This is a genomic window from Rhodococcus phenolicus (genome assembly GCF_001646785.1).
In the GTDB taxonomy this organism is placed as follows: domain Bacteria; phylum Actinomycetota; class Actinomycetes; order Mycobacteriales; family Mycobacteriaceae; genus Rhodococcus; species Rhodococcus phenolicus.
In genome coordinates this window covers 1-20,611 of the sequence record NZ_LRRH01000033.1, presented here as the reverse complement: position 1 = coordinate 20,611, position 20,611 = coordinate 1, and the positions used below count along the sequence as shown (strand labels likewise).

Annotated in this window: 15 protein-coding genes and 1 pseudogene; 7 read left to right on the top strand and 9 right to left on the bottom strand. The window is 68.8% G+C overall.

The window, feature by feature from the left end:
- The first annotated feature begins 46 nt into the window (after positions 1-46).
- Both A8G15_RS10230 and A8G15_RS10225 read left to right on the top strand, forming a co-directional pair.
- A complete protein-coding gene (locus A8G15_RS10230) occupies positions 47-841 on the top strand; it encodes an LLM class F420-dependent oxidoreductase (protein WP_068158719.1) in 795 nt (264 codons plus the stop codon).
- Between the two features lie 26 nt (positions 842-867).
- The gene (locus tag A8G15_RS10225) at positions 868-1,731 is read left to right on the top strand and encodes a TIGR03620 family F420-dependent LLM class oxidoreductase (RefSeq protein WP_211270143.1); all 864 of its coding nucleotides are present in this window, start codon (positions 868-870) and stop codon (positions 1,729-1,731) included.
- A 134-nt stretch (positions 1,732-1,865) separates the two neighbouring features.
- Here A8G15_RS10225 and A8G15_RS10220 read toward each other — a convergent pair whose 3' ends face one another.
- Positions 1,866-2,669, bottom strand: a complete 804-nt coding sequence (locus A8G15_RS10220; RefSeq protein ID WP_082899801.1) for an acyl-CoA thioesterase domain-containing protein — start codon at positions 2,667-2,669, stop codon at positions 1,866-1,868.
- A 61-nt stretch (positions 2,670-2,730) separates the two neighbouring features.
- Positions 2,731-3,561, bottom strand: coding sequence for an SDR family oxidoreductase (locus A8G15_RS10215; RefSeq protein ID WP_068158714.1), 831 nt, complete (start codon positions 3,559-3,561; stop codon positions 2,731-2,733).
- A gap of 207 nt (positions 3,562-3,768) precedes the next feature.
- Here A8G15_RS10215 and A8G15_RS10210 point away from each other — a divergent pair, with 207 nt between their 5' ends.
- From A8G15_RS10210 to A8G15_RS10200, 3 genes are all read left to right on the top strand, one after another.
- Positions 3,769-5,556, top strand: coding sequence for an ABC transporter substrate-binding protein/permease (locus A8G15_RS10210; protein ID WP_245687787.1), 1,788 nt, complete (start codon positions 3,769-3,771; stop codon positions 5,554-5,556).
- A gap of 8 nt (positions 5,557-5,564) precedes the next feature.
- Positions 5,565-6,308 (top strand): amino acid ABC transporter ATP-binding protein, encoded by a 744-nt coding sequence (locus A8G15_RS10205; RefSeq protein WP_068158709.1) that lies wholly within the window; start codon positions 5,565-5,567, stop codon positions 6,306-6,308.
- A 66-nt stretch (positions 6,309-6,374) separates the two neighbouring features.
- Entirely contained in the window at positions 6,375-8,471 is a 2,097-nt protein-coding gene (locus A8G15_RS10200; protein ID WP_068158706.1) for a PhoX family protein, read from the top strand.
- 54 nt (positions 8,472-8,525) lie between these two features.
- Here A8G15_RS10200 and A8G15_RS10195 read toward each other — a convergent pair whose 3' ends face one another.
- The 5 genes and pseudogenes from A8G15_RS10195 to ggh form a co-directional block, all read right to left on the bottom strand.
- Positions 8,526-9,806, bottom strand: coding sequence for a PucR family transcriptional regulator (locus A8G15_RS10195; RefSeq protein WP_068158703.1), 1,281 nt, complete (start codon positions 9,804-9,806; stop codon positions 8,526-8,528).
- A 10-nt stretch (positions 9,807-9,816) separates the two neighbouring features.
- A complete protein-coding gene (locus A8G15_RS10190; RefSeq protein ID WP_068158701.1) occupies positions 9,817-11,244 on the bottom strand; it encodes a phytoene desaturase family protein in 1,428 nt (475 codons plus the stop codon).
- On the bottom strand, positions 11,241-13,040 hold the full coding sequence (locus A8G15_RS10185; RefSeq protein ID WP_068158699.1) for a DUF3556 domain-containing protein: 1,800 nt from the start codon (positions 13,038-13,040) through the stop codon (positions 11,241-11,243). The genes A8G15_RS10190 and A8G15_RS10185 overlap by 4 nt, the downstream gene beginning before the upstream one ends.
- A 90-nt stretch (positions 13,041-13,130) precedes the next feature.
- Positions 13,131-14,592: pseudogene (locus A8G15_RS10180) on the bottom strand (class I adenylate-forming enzyme family protein).
- 180 nt (positions 14,593-14,772) lie between these two features.
- Positions 14,773-16,110, bottom strand: a complete 1,338-nt coding sequence (ggh, locus tag A8G15_RS10175; protein ID WP_068158698.1) for a glucosylglycerate hydrolase — start codon at positions 16,108-16,110, stop codon at positions 14,773-14,775.
- A 98-nt stretch (positions 16,111-16,208) separates the two neighbouring features.
- Between ggh and A8G15_RS10170 the strand changes: the two genes are divergently transcribed.
- A complete protein-coding gene (locus A8G15_RS10170; protein ID WP_068158696.1) occupies positions 16,209-17,090 on the top strand; it encodes a spermidine synthase in 882 nt (293 codons plus the stop codon).
- Here the strand turns inward: A8G15_RS10170 and A8G15_RS10165 are convergent.
- Both A8G15_RS10165 and A8G15_RS10160 read right to left on the bottom strand, forming a co-directional pair.
- A complete protein-coding gene (locus A8G15_RS10165) occupies positions 17,080-18,516 on the bottom strand; it encodes a flavin-containing monooxygenase (protein WP_068158695.1) in 1,437 nt (478 codons plus the stop codon). The genes A8G15_RS10170 and A8G15_RS10165 overlap by 11 nt on opposite strands.
- 8 nt (positions 18,517-18,524) lie before the next feature.
- On the bottom strand, positions 18,525-19,535 hold the full coding sequence (locus tag A8G15_RS10160; RefSeq protein WP_068158693.1) for a PHP domain-containing protein: 1,011 nt from the start codon (positions 19,533-19,535) through the stop codon (positions 18,525-18,527).
- A gap of 102 nt (positions 19,536-19,637) precedes the next feature.
- Between A8G15_RS10160 and A8G15_RS10155 the strand changes: the two genes are divergently transcribed.
- The gene (locus A8G15_RS10155; RefSeq protein WP_068158691.1) at positions 19,638-20,309 is read left to right on the top strand and encodes an SDR family oxidoreductase; all 672 of its coding nucleotides are present in this window, start codon (positions 19,638-19,640) and stop codon (positions 20,307-20,309) included.
- The last annotated feature ends 302 nt before the right edge of the window (positions 20,310-20,611 follow it).

Sequence of the window (20,611 nt, the reverse complement as noted above, 5' to 3'; positions counted from 1 at the left end):
TCCGGTTCCGCTGCGTGAGGCGATCGGTGGTCCTACCGTAATTGCCATGACGCGCCCCATCCGCATCGGACTTCAACTACAGCCCCAGCACCAGCCCGACTACGGCGTCATCCGCGACACCGTCCTGCGCGCCGAGGATGCCGGCGTCGACATCGTGTTCAACTGGGACCACTTCTATCCGCTCACCGGCGACCCCGACGGCGCTCACTTCGAATGCTGGACGATGCTCGGCGCGTGGGCCGAGCAGACCGAACGGGTCGAGATCGGCGCCCTCGTCACCGGCGGCGGATATCGCAACCCGGATCTGCTGGCCGACATGGCACGAACCGTCGACCACATCAGCGGCGGGCGGCTGATCCTCGGCATCGGGGCGGGGTGGTTCGAGAAGGACTACGACGAGTACGGCTACGAGTTCGGCACCAAGGGTTCGCGACTGGATCTGCTCGCCGAATACCTGCCGCGCATCACCGCGCGGCTCGACAAGCTGAATCCGCAACCCACACGCCATATCCCGGTGCTCATCGGCGGTGGTGGCCCGCGCAAGACACTGCCGCTCGTCGCGAAGTACGGCGACATCTGGCACAGTTTCGGCGACCTCGGCACCCACGTCGAGAAATGGGGGATCGTCGAAAAGCGGTGCGCCGAGATCGGCCGGCACGCGCCGGACATCGAGCGATCTGTGCCGTGGCCGGGCCTCGACGACGCCGCCGACTTCGCTGCCGCGGGCGTGTCGCTGTTCACCGTGGGCATCGGCGGACCGGACTACGATCTCGCACCGCTGGTCGAAGCCGTCGGCTGGCGCGACGAGAACTCGCCGCCGCCGCTGTCGGGTCTCGCCTGACGACTCACGCGGTTACTGTCGAATCCATGACACGACAGGTGAGTGTGTGGGGTGGCGGGTTCTGGCTGAGCGGAAAGACGCGGGAGGCGGCGCTCGACGCTGCGTGCGAACTCGACGAGCTGGGATACGCGAGGCTGTGGACGTCGGGTGGATTCGGGGAGGGCGTGCCGTCGGTGTACGGCGAAGTCCTCGCCGCGACAACCCGACTCGGCGTCGCCAGCGGCATCCTCAGCATCTGGCACGCCGACCCTGCCGACACGGCCCGGACCGTCCGCGGGTTCGAACAGGACCATCCGGGACGTTTCCTCCTCGGGCTCGGCACGAGCCACGCGCCCGTCGTCGACGCCAAGGCCGAGCACACCTACACGAAGCCCTACAGCCGCATGGTCGAGTACCTCGACGCGCTCGATGCCGCGGAGCTACCGGCGCAGCGCCGCGCGCTGGCCGCCCTCGGGCCGCGCATGCTCGCCCTGTCCGCCGAGCGTTCCGTGGGCGCCCACCCCTACTTCGTGCCCGCCGAGCACACCGCGCAGGCACGGGAGATCCTCGGTGACGGCCCGCTGCTGGCACCGGAGGTCGCGGTGGTGCTCGAACGCGACGAGGACACCGCCCGCGCGATCGCGCACGAGTACATGCGCGGCTACCTGTCGCTGCCGAACTACTCGAACAACCTGCGCCGCCTCGGCTACAGCGACGACGATCTGGCCGGGGCAGGCAGCGACCGTCTGATGGACGCGCTGATCCCGTGGGGAGATCTCGACACCGTCGTCGCGGGCATCGAGGAGCACTACCGGGCCGGGGCCGACGAAGTCACGATCCAGGTGCTCACCGCCGAGCCGTTCACGTTCCCCAGCGCCGCCTACCGGGAGCTCGCCACTGCACTTCTGTGACCGTGCCGCGGGCCTCCAAGCTTCGGTGGACGTCGTGTCCGCCCGCTCGAAACCGCATCCGGCGGGCGGCAGCAGACGAGGGGCGACGGTCCGGGGTACGCAGGCCGGGAGACGGTCCTGGGAGACAGGCCCGGTCAGCCGAAGTCGACCTGCCGGTGGGTGTTGGCCAGGGCCACCACCATGCCGGCGCCGAACGGGCCGAGGCTGTCGAACAACACCGACGTGCCGACGGCGACACCGTCGGCGCCGATGTGGTGATCGGCCTCGACCCCGACCTCGTCGCCGACCGGCAACCGCGACAGGGTCAGCGTGAGATCGGCGTTGATGAATCCGACGCCCTGCTCGCTCCAGTTGGTGACCAGGCTCGTACCCTCACCGACGATCGCGGTGCGCACGAACGGCGACATCTCTTCACCGAGAACGACCGGAAACTGTCTGGCCCACATGCGTTTACGGCTCGAATTCTGGTGTTCGGACCGTTTCCTGGACCATCCGTCCGGGTGGTCGTCGCTGCCGAACCAGGTGGGCACGAACCCAGCCGGCGCGTCCGCGTGTCCCGGCGGTGGTGCCGGATGCTCGTCACGGGTCCACACCGTTCCGGGCGGCTGCTCCGACGGGCGGAGGTACACGACGGTCGCGCGCGCGACCACGTCGTCGCGCTGCAGCATCTGTGCGTCGGCCACCCGGATGCGGTTGCCGTCGCGCACGAGGGTGGTCTCGACGGTCACCGGGTCGGTCCGCACCGGTTTGAACAGGTCGACGGTCAGCCGCGACGGCACCCAGTTCTCGACCGCATGCCGGTTCTCGAGTTCCCGGGCGAACAACCCGCACACGCACGGACCGACGATCATGTCGGCCGACCACGGACTGATCGCGATCTCGGTCGGCGTGAACCGGCCGTCGACCTCGGTGAAATATCCGCGTTCGGTACGTCCCATGTCCCGCATTCTCCGCACCGGCGGTGCGGGCCGTCACGCCGGGTCCGCCGACCGTGCGGTCTCAGAGGCTGTCGACGAAGATGTCGACGCCCAGCGGCTCGGCCCCGCCGTACCGGCTCGAGTCGGTGATCCCGGCGTCCGCGAGCACCTCGACGTCGAGGAACGTCCGTCCGGTGGCCGTGGCCGCCGGGCGGCGCAGGATCTCGATTGCGGCGTCGGCCATGATCTCCGGTGACCGTGAGTGATCGAGGCTCTGCTTCCCGCCGAGGAGGTTTCCGACCGCTGCGGTCGCGATGGTGGTCTGCGGCCAGAGGCAGTTGCTCGCGACCCCCGCGTCGGCGTACTCGGCGGCAATTGCCAACGCTGCCAGGGTCATCCCGTATTTTGCGAGGGTGTATCCGGGGTGCGCCCCGAGCCAGCGCTGCGACAGGTTCAGCGGAGGCGAGATCGTGAGCACGTGCGCGTTGGCCGAAGTGCGCAGATGAGGAAGGCAGCTCCGGGTGAGCGCGAACGTGCCGCGGACGTTGACCTGCTGCATCAGGTCGAAGCGCCGCAGTGTCAGGTCCTCGGTGGTGGACAGGTCCAGGACGCTGGCGTTGTTGACGACGATGTCGACCCCACCGAAATTGTCGACCGCTGCGGCGACCGCCCGGGCGATGTCGGTGTCGTTGCGGACGTCGCCGACGACTGCGACGGCGCGCCCGCCGAGATCGGTCAATTCGTGCACGGCGGTGTGCACGGTGCCGGGCAGGCGCGGGTGTGGAGTGTCGGTTCTGGCCAGCAGGACGATGTTGCCGCCGCGCCGCGCGATCGCCCGCGCCACAGCCAGCCCGATCCCCCGGCTTCCCCCGGACATGACCACGGTTCTTCCGCGGAAGTCGTTCGTATCCATGATGATTCCCTCTTCTACGGAGTTCCCCTCACGGTAGGGACGTGTGAGGCGGACAACAATGTCCCGGGCTGCTCGAGAATCCGGAGTCGGTTGTGCCACCGGGACAACCCCCTGCGGCGGTGCCGGACCATCCGATTCCGATAGTGTCGACGAATGTTTCCGTTCAACCCGCACCCGTCGGTTTAGGCTCCCAACATGGTCCGATCGGTGAGGAACCCTCGCACCGCGTTCGCGGTACTGCTGACCGTGCTGCTCGCACTCGTGCTCTCGTCGTGCGGCTCGTCGGGCGACAAAGCCTCCGAAACCCGCGACCTGTGTTCGCCCCCGGGGATCGGTTCCGCATCGGCCGCGCCGACGAACCTGGCGGCGGGTGCGACGGAAGCGGAGGACCGGTACACCACGCCGAACGTGGTGCCGCTCGAGAGCATCGACACGTCGAAGCTCGGTCTCATCAAGCCGGGTGTCCTGACCGTCGGCACGTTGTCCGACGCTCCGCCGAGCATCTGCGTGAACTCGGACGGTGTGTTCACCGGCTACGACAACGAGGTTCTGAAGGCGATCGGGGAGAAGCTCGGCCTGGAGGTGCAGTTCGTCGGCACCGAGTTCGCCGGGCTGCTCGCGCAGGTCGCGGGGCACCGCTTCGATGTCGGATCGTCGTCGATCACCACCACCGACGAGCGCCGCAACCTCGTCGGGTTCACCAACGGCTACGACTTCGGGTACTTCTCACTCGTGGTGCCCAACGGCAGCCCGATCACCGGGTTCGCGGATCTGAACGCCTCGACCCGCATCGGCGTGGTGCAGGGCACCGTGCAGGACGATTACGTCGTCAACACCCTGAACCTCGATCCGGTGAAGTTCCCGGACTACAACACCGCGTACGCGAACCTGAAGACCGGGCAGATCGACGCGTGGGTGGCACCGTCCCAGCAGGCCGAAGGCGCCATCGCACCCGGTGACGCCACCTCCATCGTCGAGAACACGTTCAGCGTCAACAACTTCGTCGGCTGGGCGGTCGCGAAGGAGAACCAGCCGCTGATCGACGCCCTGAACTCCGGGCTGGACGCGGTGATCGCCGACGGCACGTGGGCGGAGCTGTACACCGAGTGGGTGCCGCGCGAACTGCCGGAGGGCTGGAAGCCGGGCAGCAGGGCCGCACCCGAACCGGAACTACCCGATTTCGCGGCCCTCGCCGCCGAGTCCGGATCCGAACCGGCGGGCACTCCGGTCGCCGAGCCGAAGTCCGCGCTGGCGCAGCTGGGCGACACGTTCTTCGACTGGGAGCTCTACAAGAAGGCGTTCCCCGACCTGTTGAAGACGGGTCTGCCGAACACCTTGATCCTCGCCCTGACGTCCGGAATCGCCGGCACGATCCTCGGCATGCTGCTGGCGGTGGCCGGGATCTCCCGCACCCGCTGGCTGCGCTGGCCCGCCCGCGTCTACACCGACATCTTCCGGGGCCTGCCCGCCGTCGTGATCATCCTGCTCGTCGGTCTCGGGGTGGGGCCGGTCGTGCAGGGCATCACCGGCAACAACCCCTACTGGCTCGGCGCGGCGGCACTGTCCCTGCTGGCCGCGGCATACATCGGCGAGATCTTCCGCTCCGGCATCCAGTCCGTCGAACCCGGACAGATGGAGGCGGCGCGTGCGCTCGGCTTCAGCTACCGGAAGTCGATGTCGCTGGTGGTGGTCCCGCAGGGCATCCGCCGGGTGCTGCCTGCCTTGATGAACCAGTTCATCGCCCTCATCAAGGACTCGTCGCTGATCTACTTCCTGGGTCTGCTCGCGACGCAACGCGAACTGTTCGCGGTCGGCCGGGACCTCAACGCGCAGACCGGCAACCTGTCACCGCTCGTCGCCGCCGGCCTGTTCTACCTGATTCTGACGGTGCCGCTGACGCACCTGGTGAACTACATCGACCATCGGCTGCGTGTCGGCCGGAAGGAAACCACGCTCGATCCGCTCGAGCAGGACATCGTCGTGGAGAGAGGCTGAGAAGGACCATGACCACGCCATCTCTCGAGGGTGTCTCGCTCACCGGCACCGGACTGCATCTGGCCTTCGGGTCGAACAAGGTGCTGCGCGGTGTCGACCTGCACGTCGATGCCGGCAAGACCGTCACCGTGATCGGGCCGTCCGGCTCCGGCAAGTCGACGCTGCTGCGGGTGCTCAACCGGCTGCACGAACCCGACGCGGGCGACGTGCTGCTCGACGGCAGGTCGGTGCTGAAGGACGATCCCGACACGCTGCGCCAGCGCATCGGGATGGTGTTCCAGCACTTCAACCTGTTCCCGCACAAGACGGTCGTCGAGAACGTCGCACTGGCCCCGCGCAAGCTCAAGGGGATGTCGAAGACCGAGGCCCGCGACCTCGCGCTCACCCAGCTCGAACTGGTCGGGCTCGCCCACAAGGCCGAGTCGAGGCCGGCGAACCTGTCCGGCGGGCAGCAGCAGCGCGTCGCGATCGCCCGGGCCCTCGCCATGAAACCCGAGGTGATGTTCTTCGACGAGGCGACCTCCGCTCTCGATCCCGAACTCGTCAAGGGAGTGCTGGCGTTGATGGCCGACCTCGGTTCGGGGGGAATGACGATGGTCGTCGTCACCCACGAGATGGGCTTCGCGCGATCGGTGTCGGACACGGTCGTGTTCATGGATCACGGCGCGGTCGTCGAAACCGGCACGCCGGACCAGCTGTTCGACAGTCCCGAAACCGAACGGCTGCAGCAGTTCCTGTCGCAGGTTCTCTGACCGACCGCTCACTGTTCACCTTCTCGTTCCCTGCGTCTCGTTTCGGCCTTCTACGGTGCCCGCGGAATGCGAATCGACGAGGGAGTTCACGTGCGCATCAAGGATCTGCCGCTGTTCGTCACCCACGACGGGAAGTCGTCCCGGGCGAACGTCACGTGCCGCTACAAGTGCGGCGATGCCTGTTCGCACGCGGTGCCGAACGTCTCCGGTGGTGCGTACTTCGGGGACATCGTCCGGAACGCGGTGTCGCGGCGTGGGGTGCTGCGCGGTGGTGCGATGGCGGTCCTCGCGGTCGGTGCGGGCGGGGCGCTCACGGCCTGCTCGGACGACGCGAGCGCCGGTGAGACGCCCGCCCCCGGTATCGGAGATCTCGGTCCTGCGGCTCCCGGAACGGATTTCACGTCCGTTGCCCCGAACACGACGGACGCGCTGACCGTTCCCGGCGGTTACGAGCAGGCCGTCGTGATCCGCTGGGGCGACCCGGTGCTGCCCGACGCGCCGGCCTTCGACATCGCGAACCAGACCGCGGCGGCGCAGGAGAAGCAGTTCGGGTTCAACAACGACTTCGCCGGCCTGCTGCCCGTCGACGGTGTGCCCAACACCTATCTGCTGGTTGTCAACCACGAGTACACGACCGAACCGTTCATGTTCGCCGGATACGATCCGGAGAATCCCACCGAGGAGCAGGTGCGCATCGGCTGGGCCAACCACGGTCTGTCCGTCGTGCAGGTCAAGGGGGAGCCCGGAACGGGGCGTCTCACTCCGGAATTCGGGCAGTACAACCGTCGTGTCACCGGCCTGACCGAATTCGCCGTCACCGGTCCCGCGGCCGGGAGCGACCTGCTGAAGACGGCGGCGGATCCGACCGGCGCCCGGGTGCTCGGCACCCTCAACAACTGCTCCGGCGGGCTCACCCCGTGGGGCACCGTCCTCTCGGGCGAGGAGAACTTCAACCAGTACTTCGCGAATGCCGAGCAGGTCACCGATCCGGTCGCCGCGGAACGCCTCGCCCGCTACGGCGTCGAAGGCGGTGCGTCCGAACGCAAGTGGGAACGCTTCGACCCGCGGTTCGACGTGATGGCGAATCCGAACGAGGTCAACCGCTTCGGGTGGGTCGTCGAGGTGAATCCGTGGGACGCGGCATCGGTGCCGGTCAAGCACACCGCGCTGGGCCGGTTCAAACACGAGGCCGCAACCGTTCACGTCACCTCCGACGGCACGGTCGTGGCGTACAGCGGCGACGACGAACGATTCGACTACATGTACAAGTTCGTCTCGTCGCGGAGGATGCAGGCCGGGAACTCGCAGGCGGCGATGCGTCACAACATGACCCTGCTCGATGCGGGCACCCTGTACGTCGCACAGCTCACCGGCGACAACCCCGACGCGATCGACGGCAGCGGAACCCTGCCCGAAGGTGGGGCGTTCACCGGCTCCGGCACGTGGATTCCGTTGCTGCGCACCAACGAGGACGGGTCCTCGGAATCCCTGGTCGACGGCATGTCACCGCAGGAGGTCGCGGTGTTCACCCGGCTCGCCGGAGACAAGGTCGGCGCCACGAAGATGGACCGGCCGGAGGACTTCGAGCCGAACCCGGTGACCGGCAAGGTCTACGTCGCCCTGACCAACAACTCCAACCGGGGGGCCGACGGCAAACCCGGCGCCGACGAGGCGAATCCGCGCGTCAACAACAAGAACGGGCAGGTGCTCGAGCTGGACGACGATCACGCCGGCACCGCGTTCACGTGGAATCTGCTGCTGGTGTGCGGCGACCCCGAGGCAGCCGACACCTACTTCGGCGGGTTCGACAAGTCTCAGGTCAGCCCGATCTCGTGCCCCGACAACCTTGCCTTCGACCCGCACGGCAACCTGTGGATCAGTACCGACGGCAACGCCCTGAAGTCCAACGACGGACTGTTCGCCGTCGTGCTCGACGGGCCGCGTCGCGGCGAGACCAAGCAGTTCCTCACCGTCCCGGTCGGCGCCGAGACGTGCGGTCCCATCATCCAGGAGAACCGCGTCGTGGTGTGCGTGCAGCATCCGGGGGAGACCGACGACGCGTCGTGGGACGCGCCGGCGTCGCACTGGCCGGACGGCGGCACCGCCCAGCCGCGGCCTGCGGTGGCGGTGGCCTGGAAGCCCGGCGGACTGATCGGGGCCTGACGGCCCGGTGTGCACTTGTGGCGGCTCCGACCGCCACAAGTGCACACCGGCGCGTCAGCGCAGTACGGAGCTGCCCAGGTACTCGCAGGCCTGCAACGCGAGCGCGATGTCGAGCTTGTCGTGCGTCGCCGGTGCACGGGTGGGGTCGCCGAGCGCCTTGCCGACCCGGTACTTGACGGTGTTGCGGTGCAGGGTCAGGCGTTCGGCGGTACGCAGGTGACTCTCGCCGGTCGCGAAGTACGTGCCGAGCGTCACCCGCAGCATCGCGGCCTGTTCGGTGTCGTCCGCGAGCGGACCGAGCACCTCCCCGACCCAGGCCCGGGCGGCATCCAGGTTGCGGGCGAGGAGCGAGACGATCGCGACACCCCGGTCGCCGAACCCGATGACGCGACGCCGGGACGTGCTGTGCACCAGAGCGATCGAGTAGGCCGCACGGGCCTGCTCGTGGGTGCGACGAAAGCCGGTGAGCCCCGTGGCGGGCAGACCGAGCGCCACCCGGCCGGTGGGATGGGCACCCACCACGGCCGCGAGCGCGTCGGTGTCGACCGCCGGCAGAGAGCGCCCGAACGGCAACCACGCCCACACGGTGCGGCGGTCGACGGCGGTGAGGATCGGCGCGCCGTCCGCCCGCACGTGCTCCGCGACGGCCCGGACCAGCCGCTCGAGAGGGCTGACGCCACCGTCCGCCGGTTCCGTGGTGGTCCATGCGATCACTGCCAGGTGACCGCGGTCGAGTCGGTATCCGGTTTCGGATTCGAATGCCGCCGAATCCGTTTCGGAGCCGTCGACGATCCCGTGGATCAGCGCCGAGTGCACGTTTCCGCGCACCGCGGACCACCGGTGCCGTTCCTTCTCGTACGCGTCGAACACGTACAGGGTGATCCGGTCGATGTACCGGGAGACCACGTACGAGACGTCCTCGATCACGTCGAACGCCAGATCCGGAGGCAGGTTCATGGAGCGGACCTCGTCGACGCACATGCGCATGAAGTCGTTCTGCCCGAGGTGGTATGCGCGCACCAGCGAATGCGACGACACGTCACGCTGGGCCAGACGCAACGCGTATTCCACTGCAGCCGTGGTGGGATGGAGGTGCTCGGTGGGAATGTCGTTGGCGAGCACGTGGATCAGGGTCGCGATGTTGCCGTGCACGCTCGCCTCGAGCAGTTCCACCAGTTGCGGATCCTCGTCGAGCTGATCGACCTCGCGGGCCATCATCACCGTCATCGCCCGCGTGATCTCCTGCTGGCGGTCGTCGAACCGCTGCGCGATCTCGGCGACGACGCGGCGGACCTCCTCGTGCGTGTGCGGTGTGCCGCGTCCGGGCGTGTCCATGGGGATCGGCTCAGCCACGGCCGATGTCCCGCAGGTGACGCAGTGCGGATTCGGCGGCGTTGTATCCGCACATGCCGTGCGCGCCCGCCCCGGGTGGGGTGGACGCCGAGCACAGGAACACTCCTGGCACTCCGATCCGGTAAGGGTCCAGGGAGATTCGCGGCCGGAACACCACCTGCACGCCGGCATTCGCGCCGCCGATGATGTCTCCGCCCACCTGGTTGGGGTTGTCCCGTTGCAGGTCCGCCGTCGTCGCCACCGTCGTGGCGACGACACGCTCGCGGAAGCCCGGCGCGAACCGTTCTATCTGCGCGACCACCGCGGCGGTCGCGTCGCCGGGGTATCCGGCCGGTACATGCGCGTACGCGTACACCGGGTTCACACCGTCACGGGAACGGCTCGGGTCGGCGACGTACTGCTGCCCCAGCAGCACGAACGGACGCTGCGGCATCCGCCCGCACGCGACGTCCCGTTCCGCCCGGGCGATCTCGTCGAAGTCGCCGCCCAGATGCACGGTCCCGGCACGGCCGACCGCCGGGTCGTTCCACGGGATCGGGCCCTCGACCGCGAAGTCGACTTTGAACGCCGCGGGCGCGTGGCGGAACTTCCGGTAGGACTTGACGATCCGTGACGGCACGGCCTCCCCGAGGATCCCGAGGGCACCAACGGGCGCGACGTCGAGCAGCACGACGTCCGCGGGCGGGATGTCCGCGGCGCAGCGTACCCGCACACCGGTGTGGATCTTGCCGCCGTGCTCGGCCAGTTGCGCGGCGAGCGCGCGGGTGATGGCGGCGGATCCGCCCTCGGCGACCGGCCATCCGTAGCGGTGCCCGGCCGCGGTGATCATCAACCCGACCGCGGAGGTCGCGGGCCGGTCCAGCCGGTGATAGGCGTGCGCCGCGATCCCCCCGAAGAGCGCCCGCGCCTTCGGAGTGCGGAACCAGCGCGCCGAGACCACGGCCGGCAGCAGCGCCCGGGGTCCGAACGCGGCCAGCCGCAGCGGATGCCTCGGCACGTTCAGGACCGGGCGCATCAGGTCGGCGGCCAGCGCGTCGAACCCGGAGGACAGGTCCGCGAACATCCGGCGCCACCGTGCGCCGTCGGCCCCGAGTCCCACGGCGGTGGTCTCCAGTGACCGGTGCAGCAGGGCGGCCTCGCCGTCGTCGAGCGGGTGTGCGCAGTCGACCTCGGGCCACTTCCACCGCAGCCCGTACTCCTCGAGCCCGAGGGTTTGCAGGTAGGGGGAGCCCGCACCCATCGGGTGGAACGCGGAGCAGTGGTCGTGGACCAGGCCGGGGACGGTGAGCTCGCCCGAGCGGGTCCCGCCACCGATCTCGTCGGCCGCTTCGAGGACCTGGACGTCCACGCCGCTGCGGGCGAGGTGGACGGCGGCCGCGAGCCCGTTGGGCCCGCTGCCGACCACGACCGCTGTGCTCACGCCAGGACCTCCCGATCGTCACCCTCGCGGTGTGCGCTCCTGCGGTCCATTGTCCACTGCACGTCGAACGGGATCGGGCCGTTCGGCAGCCAGGGCTGCTCGGCCACGGCGTCGGTCACCTTGTAGGTGCCGCGTTCGACGACACCGAGGGCCGCGTCGATCACCTTGTACTCCTGGATGCCGCGGTGGATGGGCTGCGACTCGATCCAGGCGACGATGAACTCGCCGGGTGCGAAGTTGCAGCGCCTCTGGATCGCGGCGATCAGATGCTCGTTGTGCAGGTGCCCGTCGCCGAAGTTGAACGCGACGACGGAGTTGCACGAGAACTCGGCCTCACGCACGTCGTAGGTGTCGATGTCGTCTCCGAGGTGCCGCATCATCAGCGAGACCAGCGCCCGGCCCTGGCTGTGCAGCGAACGCCAGCCGAGCAACTGGTGCATCACGACGTCCGCGACGTCCGGCGGGTACGAGTCGAGCAACTGGGTGTAGGTGTTCTTCGAGGCCCGGACGATGTGCCGGTTCAGCTTCTCCTCGGCACCCGGCGCGAAGGCCCAGGTCGCGGACGCCCAGTTACCGGCGTACTGACGCATCGATGGCAGGAAGGAGACCAGGTCGGGCCGCAGGTTGCCGAGGATCGGGAAGAAGACCAGCGCGGCGGCGATGCCGAGTGCCAGCCACGGGGACGACATGTCGCCGAGGCCGTAGCCGTCCCATGCCGGGAAGCCCCAGAACAGGAACACGGCGGCGTACGCGAAGAGGAGGTTCCATTCGAGCGGCACCGCGAGCGGGAAGGTCGACGCGATGAAGAGGTGGAACGCGACCATCAGCAGCACTGCGAGCAACGTGACCGTGCGGTCGGTGGAGAAGAGCAGGACGATCGGGGTGATGATCTCGACGCACGTGCCGAGGACGTGCGCGACGCCGCCACCGAGGCGGGACGGGCGCAGGTCCTCCGGGAAGTTGCGGTAGTGCGCGCGCTTGATCCGCTTCGACGGCAACCACGGCGTGTTGCTGATCATCGGCGGGACCACCAGCGAGAAGTGGTTCCCGAACTTCGAGACGCCGGCGCCGATCCACACGACGACGATGAGCAGCTTGAGCGCCACGATCATGTCGACGAACGGCAGGAACGTGAAGAACACGATCGCCGGGAGGTACTGCTCACCGCGTGCGGCGAGGAAGATGACCTTGTCGCGCAGGCCGATCACGACGAGGAGCACGATGAGCGGTGCCACCACCGCCGGCCGGATCAGCCCGGCATTGTCGGCAACGAGGGAATCGAGCGCGTCGGTGTGCATTCCCGGAAGCAACACGGCAACAAGAAGATCGGCGATCAGAGCGGCGTAGATCAGCACGTCGCCGAGGGTACGGCGGTCACCGGCGGTACCGGGGACCTTGTCCGGCCAGGGTGGGAGCCGGATCGTGTCGGGCTTGAGCCAGAAGTGGAAGCCGCCGGTCATCGGCTTGAAGTGCCCGGCCAGCGGGCCCCAGGAGCCGCCGAGGCCGAGCGCCTCGAGGAGCACCGTCCACAGCAGCATCTTCTGGTAGACGATCGGCTGGTTCCACCACGAGGCGACGTCGAGCCACGACAGTCCCGAAGTGAGGGTCGCGAGGGCGGTCCCCAGACCGACATAGAGGAAGAGCAGTTTGAGGATGTAGACGGAGTGCACCATCTTCGGGGTGCCGAAGCCGTAGTCGACCCAGTGGGTCGACATGGCGCGCAGTCGGTCACGGAACGGAAGGTCGCGGAATGTGGCTGGGTCCACCTCGGGGAAGTGGCCGGTCTTGAATCCCATGGGAATTCGCCTCCTGGATAGTGGGTGTCGACACACCGGCGCGCGGCCGGTGAGCAGATGGGGTGTGGTGTCGCGTGGGGTGGAAGCAGGTCAGGTGCCGGCGGGCGCGCGGTGGCGGAGCCTCAGGCGGGGCTTGTCGATCTTGCCGACGGGATTGCGCGGCAGGGCGTCGACGACGTGGATGCCGGCGGGCACCTTGACCCGGGTCAGACGGTGGGACAGGTGGGCGAGCAGTTCCTCCTCGGTCGCGTTCCGATCGGGACAGGTCACCACGTACGCGACCGGCACCTCGCCGTACACGTCGTGGGGTGCGCCGATCACGGCGCATTCGAGGACCGCCGGGTGGGCGGCGAGGGCGTTCTCGATCTCCTTGGGATACAGGTTTTCTCCGCCCCTGATGATCATGTCCTTGATGCGGTCGACCAGGGTGAGGTAGCCGTCGTCGTCGAGCCGTCCGACGTCGCCGGTGTGCAGCCGCCCGGCGACGACGGTGCGGGCCGTCTCCTCCGGGACGGCCGAGATAACCGGCCATCACGTTCGGGCCTTCGACGACGACTTCGCCGATCCGCCCGGCGGGCACCGCGTTTCCGTTCTCGTCGACGATGCTGATCCGCTGGCCCGGCAGGGCCGGACCCACGGTACCGAGCTTCCGGGGACCGTCGATCGGGTTGCACGCGGAGGCGCAGGTGCCCTCGGTGAGCCCGTACCCCTCGACCACGACCAACCCGAAACGCTGCTCGACCCGGTCCAGCAGTTCCTTCGAAATCGGTGCCGCCCCGCAGATTCCGAACCGCAGTGACGAGGTGTCCGGATCGGCGTGTACGGGAAGAGAGACGAGCAGCGCGTAGATGGTGGGGACGGCCGAGAAGTAGGTGGGCCGTAGGGTGGCGACATCGTCGAAGAACCGGGCCGGTGAGAACCTGCCGGTGATGCTGAGCTGCGCCCCGGCCAGGATCGGCGCGAGGAAGCTCACGGCGATCGCGTTGACGTGGAACAACGGCAGGATCAGCAGGCAGTGGTCGGCCTCGGTCAGGCGCAGGTGCTCGCGGAACGACGCTGCCATGAACTGCAGATTCGCGTGCGTGAGCTGCACGCCCTTGGGGCGTCCCGTCGACCCGGAGGTGTAGATCAGCAGGGCGGTGTCCTCTACCGCGGGGTCGTCACCGGCGGTCCATCCGGGCGGTGGTGCCGCGACCATGTCGTCGACACCGATCAGCGGCCGGCCGGCCGACGGCGTCTCGCGGTCCGTGCCGAGAACGAGTGCGGCTCCGGCATCCTCGATCTGATAGTCGGCCTCGGCCCCGGTGAAGGCCGGATTGATCGGAGTTGCCGTCGCGCGCAGCCGCCACGCGGCCACGAGCGCGACGAGCAGTTCGATCCGATTGGGCAGCATCACCGCGACGACGTCGCCGGCACCGATCCCGCACTGCTGTAGCTGATATGCGAAACCGTCTACACGGCAGGCGAATTCGGAGTAGGTGAGCGCCGCGTCGTCGTCCCGTACGCACGGCCGGTCGGACTTTCTGTTCCACACCAGGTATTCGATGGTCACCGGCTCGATCGTCACGGGTTCGAGTGTCTTGTCGTCGGTCACGGCGGTCGTTCCTTCCTCTCGCATCGACCGCCACGCTAGTGATGCACGTCACGTTGCAACTAGGGTCCCGCAGGCTCGAGTTCCGGTGACGCCTTGTCCCCGGAGCACAAAACACCAGGTGAAGCAGGGGTGACCGGGCTAGCCGAGCCAGTCGAGCACGGCCGCCGCCGTCCACGACTGCTGCATACTCCCCAGCGGCTCGCCGGTGAACGGCTCGTAGTATTCGGCGAACGATCCGTCGGCGGCCTGCCGAAGCCCCTCGGCGCGAAGCACGTTCGAGCGTTCGGCCCAGCCGCGCCGCGCGAATGCCCACGAATACAGCCATGTCATCACCGGCCACACCGGCCCGCGCCAGTATTCGCGGGACCGGAAATCCCTGGACACCGGTGACGTCGACGGCGGCACCGCGTAGCGCAGGTCCGGATGCCCGCAGAACTTCGGGCCCTCGAACGTCCGCAGCAGTGCGTGCTCGGTCGCCCTGGGCAGTCCGCCGCACAACAGCGGCGCGAACATCGCGAGGGTGTCGGTGGCGATCCATTTCCCGGACCGCAGGTCGAAATCCCGTGCGGTGCCGGTGCGTTCGTCGGTGGTTCCGATGACGCCGCGACGGAAGCGTTCGGCCCAGCCGTAGAGATCGCGTACATCGGCGTGCGGGCGCGAGTGTTCCTCTCCGATGACGGCCAGCACCTCACACGACAGCGAGAACACCGCACTGACGAACACGTCCTCGACCGCGAAGCTCATGGCGGTGGTGAGCTCGGCGTCGTCGTAGCGGACGCCCTTCATCTCCTCGAGCAACCACAGGTAGCGGCTGTACTCGGCGTCGGTGGGGCGCTGCCCGGCGTCGCCGACGTGGACGAGGTCCTCGCGCAGATAGGCCGGAACCGGACCGGGCACGACATTCGCGTAGGCGGCGTCCCAGCGGGGCGAGTTGTCCATGCCGGACTCCCACCCGTGGTACAGCGCGATGCGCCCGTTGCCGTCGAGGTCACGGGCGTGCGCGAGCCAGCGGTGCCAGCGCACCAGATCCGCCCACCGGCGGTCGAGGAACTCCTCCGCGACCGCGCGTGTGCTGCGGCCGTGCCGGCGACCGTGGTCGAGGATCCGCTGGACCGCGATCGCGTGCACGGGCGGCTGCGTGATCCCCGAGGTCTGCACGCCCGCCGGGGCGTGTGCCGCGAGCTCTCCGGCCGCCCACCGGGACGGACCCGGAAAATACCCGTCGACGCCGTTGGCGAAGACGATGTGCGGGATCATGCCGTTGCTCCACTGCGCCGACAGCAGGGTGTCGAGCTCGACGACGGCGCGTTCCACGCTGAGCGGTGCCAGGCCGACGGCGACGAACGCCGCATCCCAGCTCCACATGTGCGGATAGAGCTTCGGCGCCGCACTGGTCATCGTGCCCAGATCGTTGCCGCGCAACAGGTAGGCGGCCCGCGCGGCGAGCTGGGTGGGGGTGAATCCGCGATCCGGCATCGTTTCATTGTGCGGCTTCCGCGCAAAAGCGCACGTCGAAGTGCCGGGACACTCGACCCTCGTGGCGGGCCGACGGCACCGCCGGGGACAATGGAACAGTGAGCTCCCGTCCCCGTCCCGCCGCCGATGCCGTTCTGGTGCCCGGAATCCACGACATCGACACCGGCACGTGCGAGCTCGTCAGGGACCGCTATCGCCCGGACGGATGGGTTCTCGAGATCAACGGGGTGCCCAGCTCGCACATCGACGTGTCCGATCCGACGCTGCTCGAGTTCGAGTACATGCGGTGGATCGCGTACCTGATGGATGCGCACTGGACCCGGGCGGAGCGGCTGCGGGTGCTGCACCTGGGCGGCGGGGCGTGCACGATGGCGCGGTACGTCCACGCGTCCTTCCCGAACTCCCGCCAGGTGGTCGTCGAGATCGACGGTCGGCTCGCCGAGCTCGTGCGCGAATGGTTCGACCTTCCGCGGGCACCGTTGCTGCGCATCCGGGTCGGGGAGGCGCGGGCGGTACTCGGTTCGCTCACCGACGCCACCCGCGACCTGATCGTTCGGGACGTGTTCGCGATCAACCGCACCCCCGCGGCACTGACGACCGTCGAATTCACCCGGCACGCCCGCCGTGTGCTCGCGCCCGGCGGTGTCTACGTCGTGAACTGCGGCGACACCCGCGACCTCGCGACGGCCATGCGGGAGGCCGCGACGATCGGCGGCGTCTTCGCGCACACCGCGATCATCGCCGACCCGGCCATGCTGAAGGGCCGCCGCTACGGCAACGTCGTCATCGCGGGCAGCGATGTGCCGCTCGGCGATTCCGCGAGTCTCGCACGCGACCTGCTCGGCGGTGCGGTGCCGGCGCAGATCCGCCGCGACGACGAGGTACGCCGGTTCGCCGCCGGAGCGAAAATCCTGCGCGACGACGAAATTCCCGTTCCGGTCGGATCGGCAGCGGTCCCGGTGCGATCGCTCAGCGGCTGAAGGCCATCGACTCGTCGATCCGCCCGAGTCGCATCGTCGGCAGGTCCAGCAGATAGTTCTGGTGCATCCGCCACGGGTTGCGGGTGCCCTGCCGCGGCAGTACCCCGGCGGCGCGCTGCACGTATCCGGAGGTGAGCCCGAGCAGGGGACGGGTCCGGCCGTCACCGTGATAGTCCGGCATCGCGATCCGATATCCCTTGCGGCGCATGTGGTTCAGCAACCTGCACACGTACATCGAGGCGAGATCGGCACGCAGGGTCCACGACGCGTTCGTGTAGCCGAGGCACAGCGCGAAGTTCGGCACACCGCTGAGCATCGTCCCGCGGTACACGTACGTCTCGCTCGGATCGATCCGCACCCCGTCGACGACGAGCGTGATTCCCCCGGCCGGGACGATCCGCAGGCCGGTCGCGGTGATCAGCACGTCGGCCTCGAGTTCCTCACCGGATTCGAGCCTGACGCCGCGGTCGGTGACCGTGTCGATCCGGCCCGTGACGACGTCCGCGCGACCGGATCGGAGGGCACGGAACAGGTCCGCGTCCGGGACCAGGCACATGCGCTGATCCCACGGATCGTAGGCGGGCGCAAAATGCGGGTCGACGGAAGTGCTTCCGCGCAGCCGACGGGTGGCGCCGGTGCGGATCACCTTGCGGGCGAGGTGCGGCATCCGCTGGCAGAACTGATAGAACGCCAGCGAGGCCGTCACGTTCTTCGTCCGCACCAGCCGGTGGGCGATCTTGTCGGGCAGCCATTTCCGCAGCCGGTCCGCGATCCTGTCGCGGGCGGGCAGCGACACCACGTACGAGGGAGACCGTTGCAGCATCGTGATGTGCTCGACGTCGTCGACCATCGCGGGAACCAGGGTGACCGCGGTCGCGCCGCTGCCGATCACCACCACGCGTCTGCCGGACCAGTCGAGGTCCTCCGGCCAGAACTGCGGGTGCACGACGGGACCGTCGAAGGTGTTCAGACCCGGAATGTCCGGGAGGTAACCGGATTCGTAGCTGTAGTACCCACTGCACATGTAGAGGAACGAACACGTCAGTTCGACGGGGAGGCCACCGGTGATCGCCCGCACCGTCCAGGTCGCGGTGTCCGACGACCACGTCGCGCTCGTCACCCTGTGCCCGAACCTGATGCGCCGATCCACCCCGGACTCGGAAGCGGTGGCGCGCACGTATTCGAGGATCGACGAGCCGTCGGCGAAGGACCGGTCGCCGAGCCACGGGCGGAACGGGTATCCGAAGGTGTACATGTCGCTGTCGGACCGGATTCCCGGATACCGGAACAGGTCCCACGTTCCACCGATCGCGTCACGGCCTTCGAGGATCGTGTAGGTCAGGTCCGGGCACTGCGTCTGCAGGCGGTACCCGGCCCCGATGCCGGACAGGCCGGCCCCGACGATCAGCACATCGACGTGTTCCACATCCGCTCCTATCCGGCGGTCCACTGCAGCAGTTGCTCGACGGGCCACGTATTGACGACGTCTTCCGGCTCGACGCCCCGTTCCGCGGCACGTTCGCACCCGAATCCGAGCCAGTCCAGCTGACCGGGGGCGTGCGCATCGGTGTCGATCGCGAAGAGGCAGCCGAGGTGCAACCCCAGGTCGATCAGGCGTGCCGGCGGGTCGCGTCGCTCGGGGCGGCAATTGATCTCGATCGCCGTGCCGTGGTCACGGCACGCGGAGAACACCTTCTCCGCGTCGAAGGCCGATTCGGGCCGGTTCCCGCGCCCACCGGTGACGAGCCGGCCGGTGCAGTGCCCGAGCACGTCGACGTGCGGATTGGTCACCGCCCGAACCATCCGCCGCGTCATCGCCGACCGCTCGGCGCGCAGTTTCGAATGCACGCTCGCCACGACGATGTCGAGTTCGGCGAGCAGATCCTCGTCCTGGTCGAGCGAGCCGTCGTCGAGGATGTCGACCTCGATGCCGGTCAGGATCCGCGGTCCGGCGCCGGCGGCGTTGAGCTCGGCGATCATTCCGAGCTGGGTCCGCAACCGTTCCGCGCTCAGCCCGTTCGCGACCGTGAGCCGCGGCGAATGGTCGGTGACCGCGCAGTACTCGTGCCCGATCATCGCGTGCGCGGTCCGCATCATCTCGTCGACGGGACTCCCGCCGTCGGACCAGTCCGAATGGGTGTGCAGGTCCCCGCGCAGGGCGGTGCGCAGATCCTCGGCGCCGCGCCCGATCGGCTCGGCCCCCTCGCGCAGTTTCTCCAGATAGTCGGGGGTTCCGTCGACGGATTCCCGGATCACGGCGGCGGTCTTCGGGCCGATGCCGGGCAGGTCCGACCACGAGTCGGTGCGGTGACGTTCCTGTCGTTGGGACTCGGTCAGTGCCGCGACCACGTCCGCCGCATGCCGGTAGGCCTGCACGCGGTAGGTCTTCGCGTGCTCGCGTTCGAGCCAGAACGCGACCTCACGCAGGGCGCTCACCGGGTCCATCCCTCCATTGTGGCCGCAGAGGCGCTACCCGGGTGATGGGAACCGATATTCGGCCCAGCCGGGTGACGTGAACCGTCCCCGCGCTGACCTACGCTCGATCCTATGCGTCCCACAGCTCTGATCACCGGCGGCGGCCGCGGCCTCGGCGCCGCGATCGCCCGCGAACTGGCCCCCGACCACGACCTGCTGCTCGGCGGTCGCACCGAGCACTCCCTCGGCGCGATAGTCGCGGAGCTTCCCGGCGCCACGCCGTGGCCGGTCGATCTGCTCGACGACGACGCCGTCGCTCGGGCGTGCTCCGGTATCGACCGGCTCGATGTTCTCGTGCACAACGCGGGGGTCGCGAGCCTGGGGACCGTCGCGGACTGTGATATCGCGCGGTGGCGGGAGATGTTCGACGCCAACGTCTTTGCTGTCGTCAACCTGACCCGCCTTCTGCTGCCCGCAGTGCGCGCCGCGAACGGTCATGTGGTGCTGATCAATTCGGGAGCAGGGCTGAACGCGAAGGCCGGGTGGGGGGCGTACGCGGCCAGCAAGTTCGCGTTGCGGGCGTTCGGGGACGTACTGCGCCAGGAGGAACCGGCATTGCGGGTGACATCGGTGCACCCGGGCCGCATCGACACCGACATGCAGCGTGCGATCGTCGCCGAGGAGGGTGGCGAGTACCGGCCCGAACGGTTTCTGCGCCCGGCGTCCGTCGCGCAGGCGGTAGGCCGTGCGATCCGCACCCCCGCCGATGCCCATCCGACGGAGATCGTGCTGCGCCCCCGATAACCCGCGGCAACGGACTCAGAACGGGAGCGGAATGACCACCGGGGGTGCGCCCGGGATCTGGATCTGGATCCGCGGGCCGCGCGCCCCCCCGCCCCCCCCTCCTCCCGCCCCCGCCGCGTCACCCCTCCTCTGCGCCCCTCCTCCCCCCGCCCCCGTCCCCTCCCGCCCCAGCTCACCACGGTCCCCTCCGCGCCCCCCCTCCCCCCCCCCCCCCCCCCACAACCCGACACCTCCCACTCCCCGCTATGCACCCCCCCCCTGTCCCCTCGCCATCACCCCTCCCCCCTCCCACCCCCCGACCG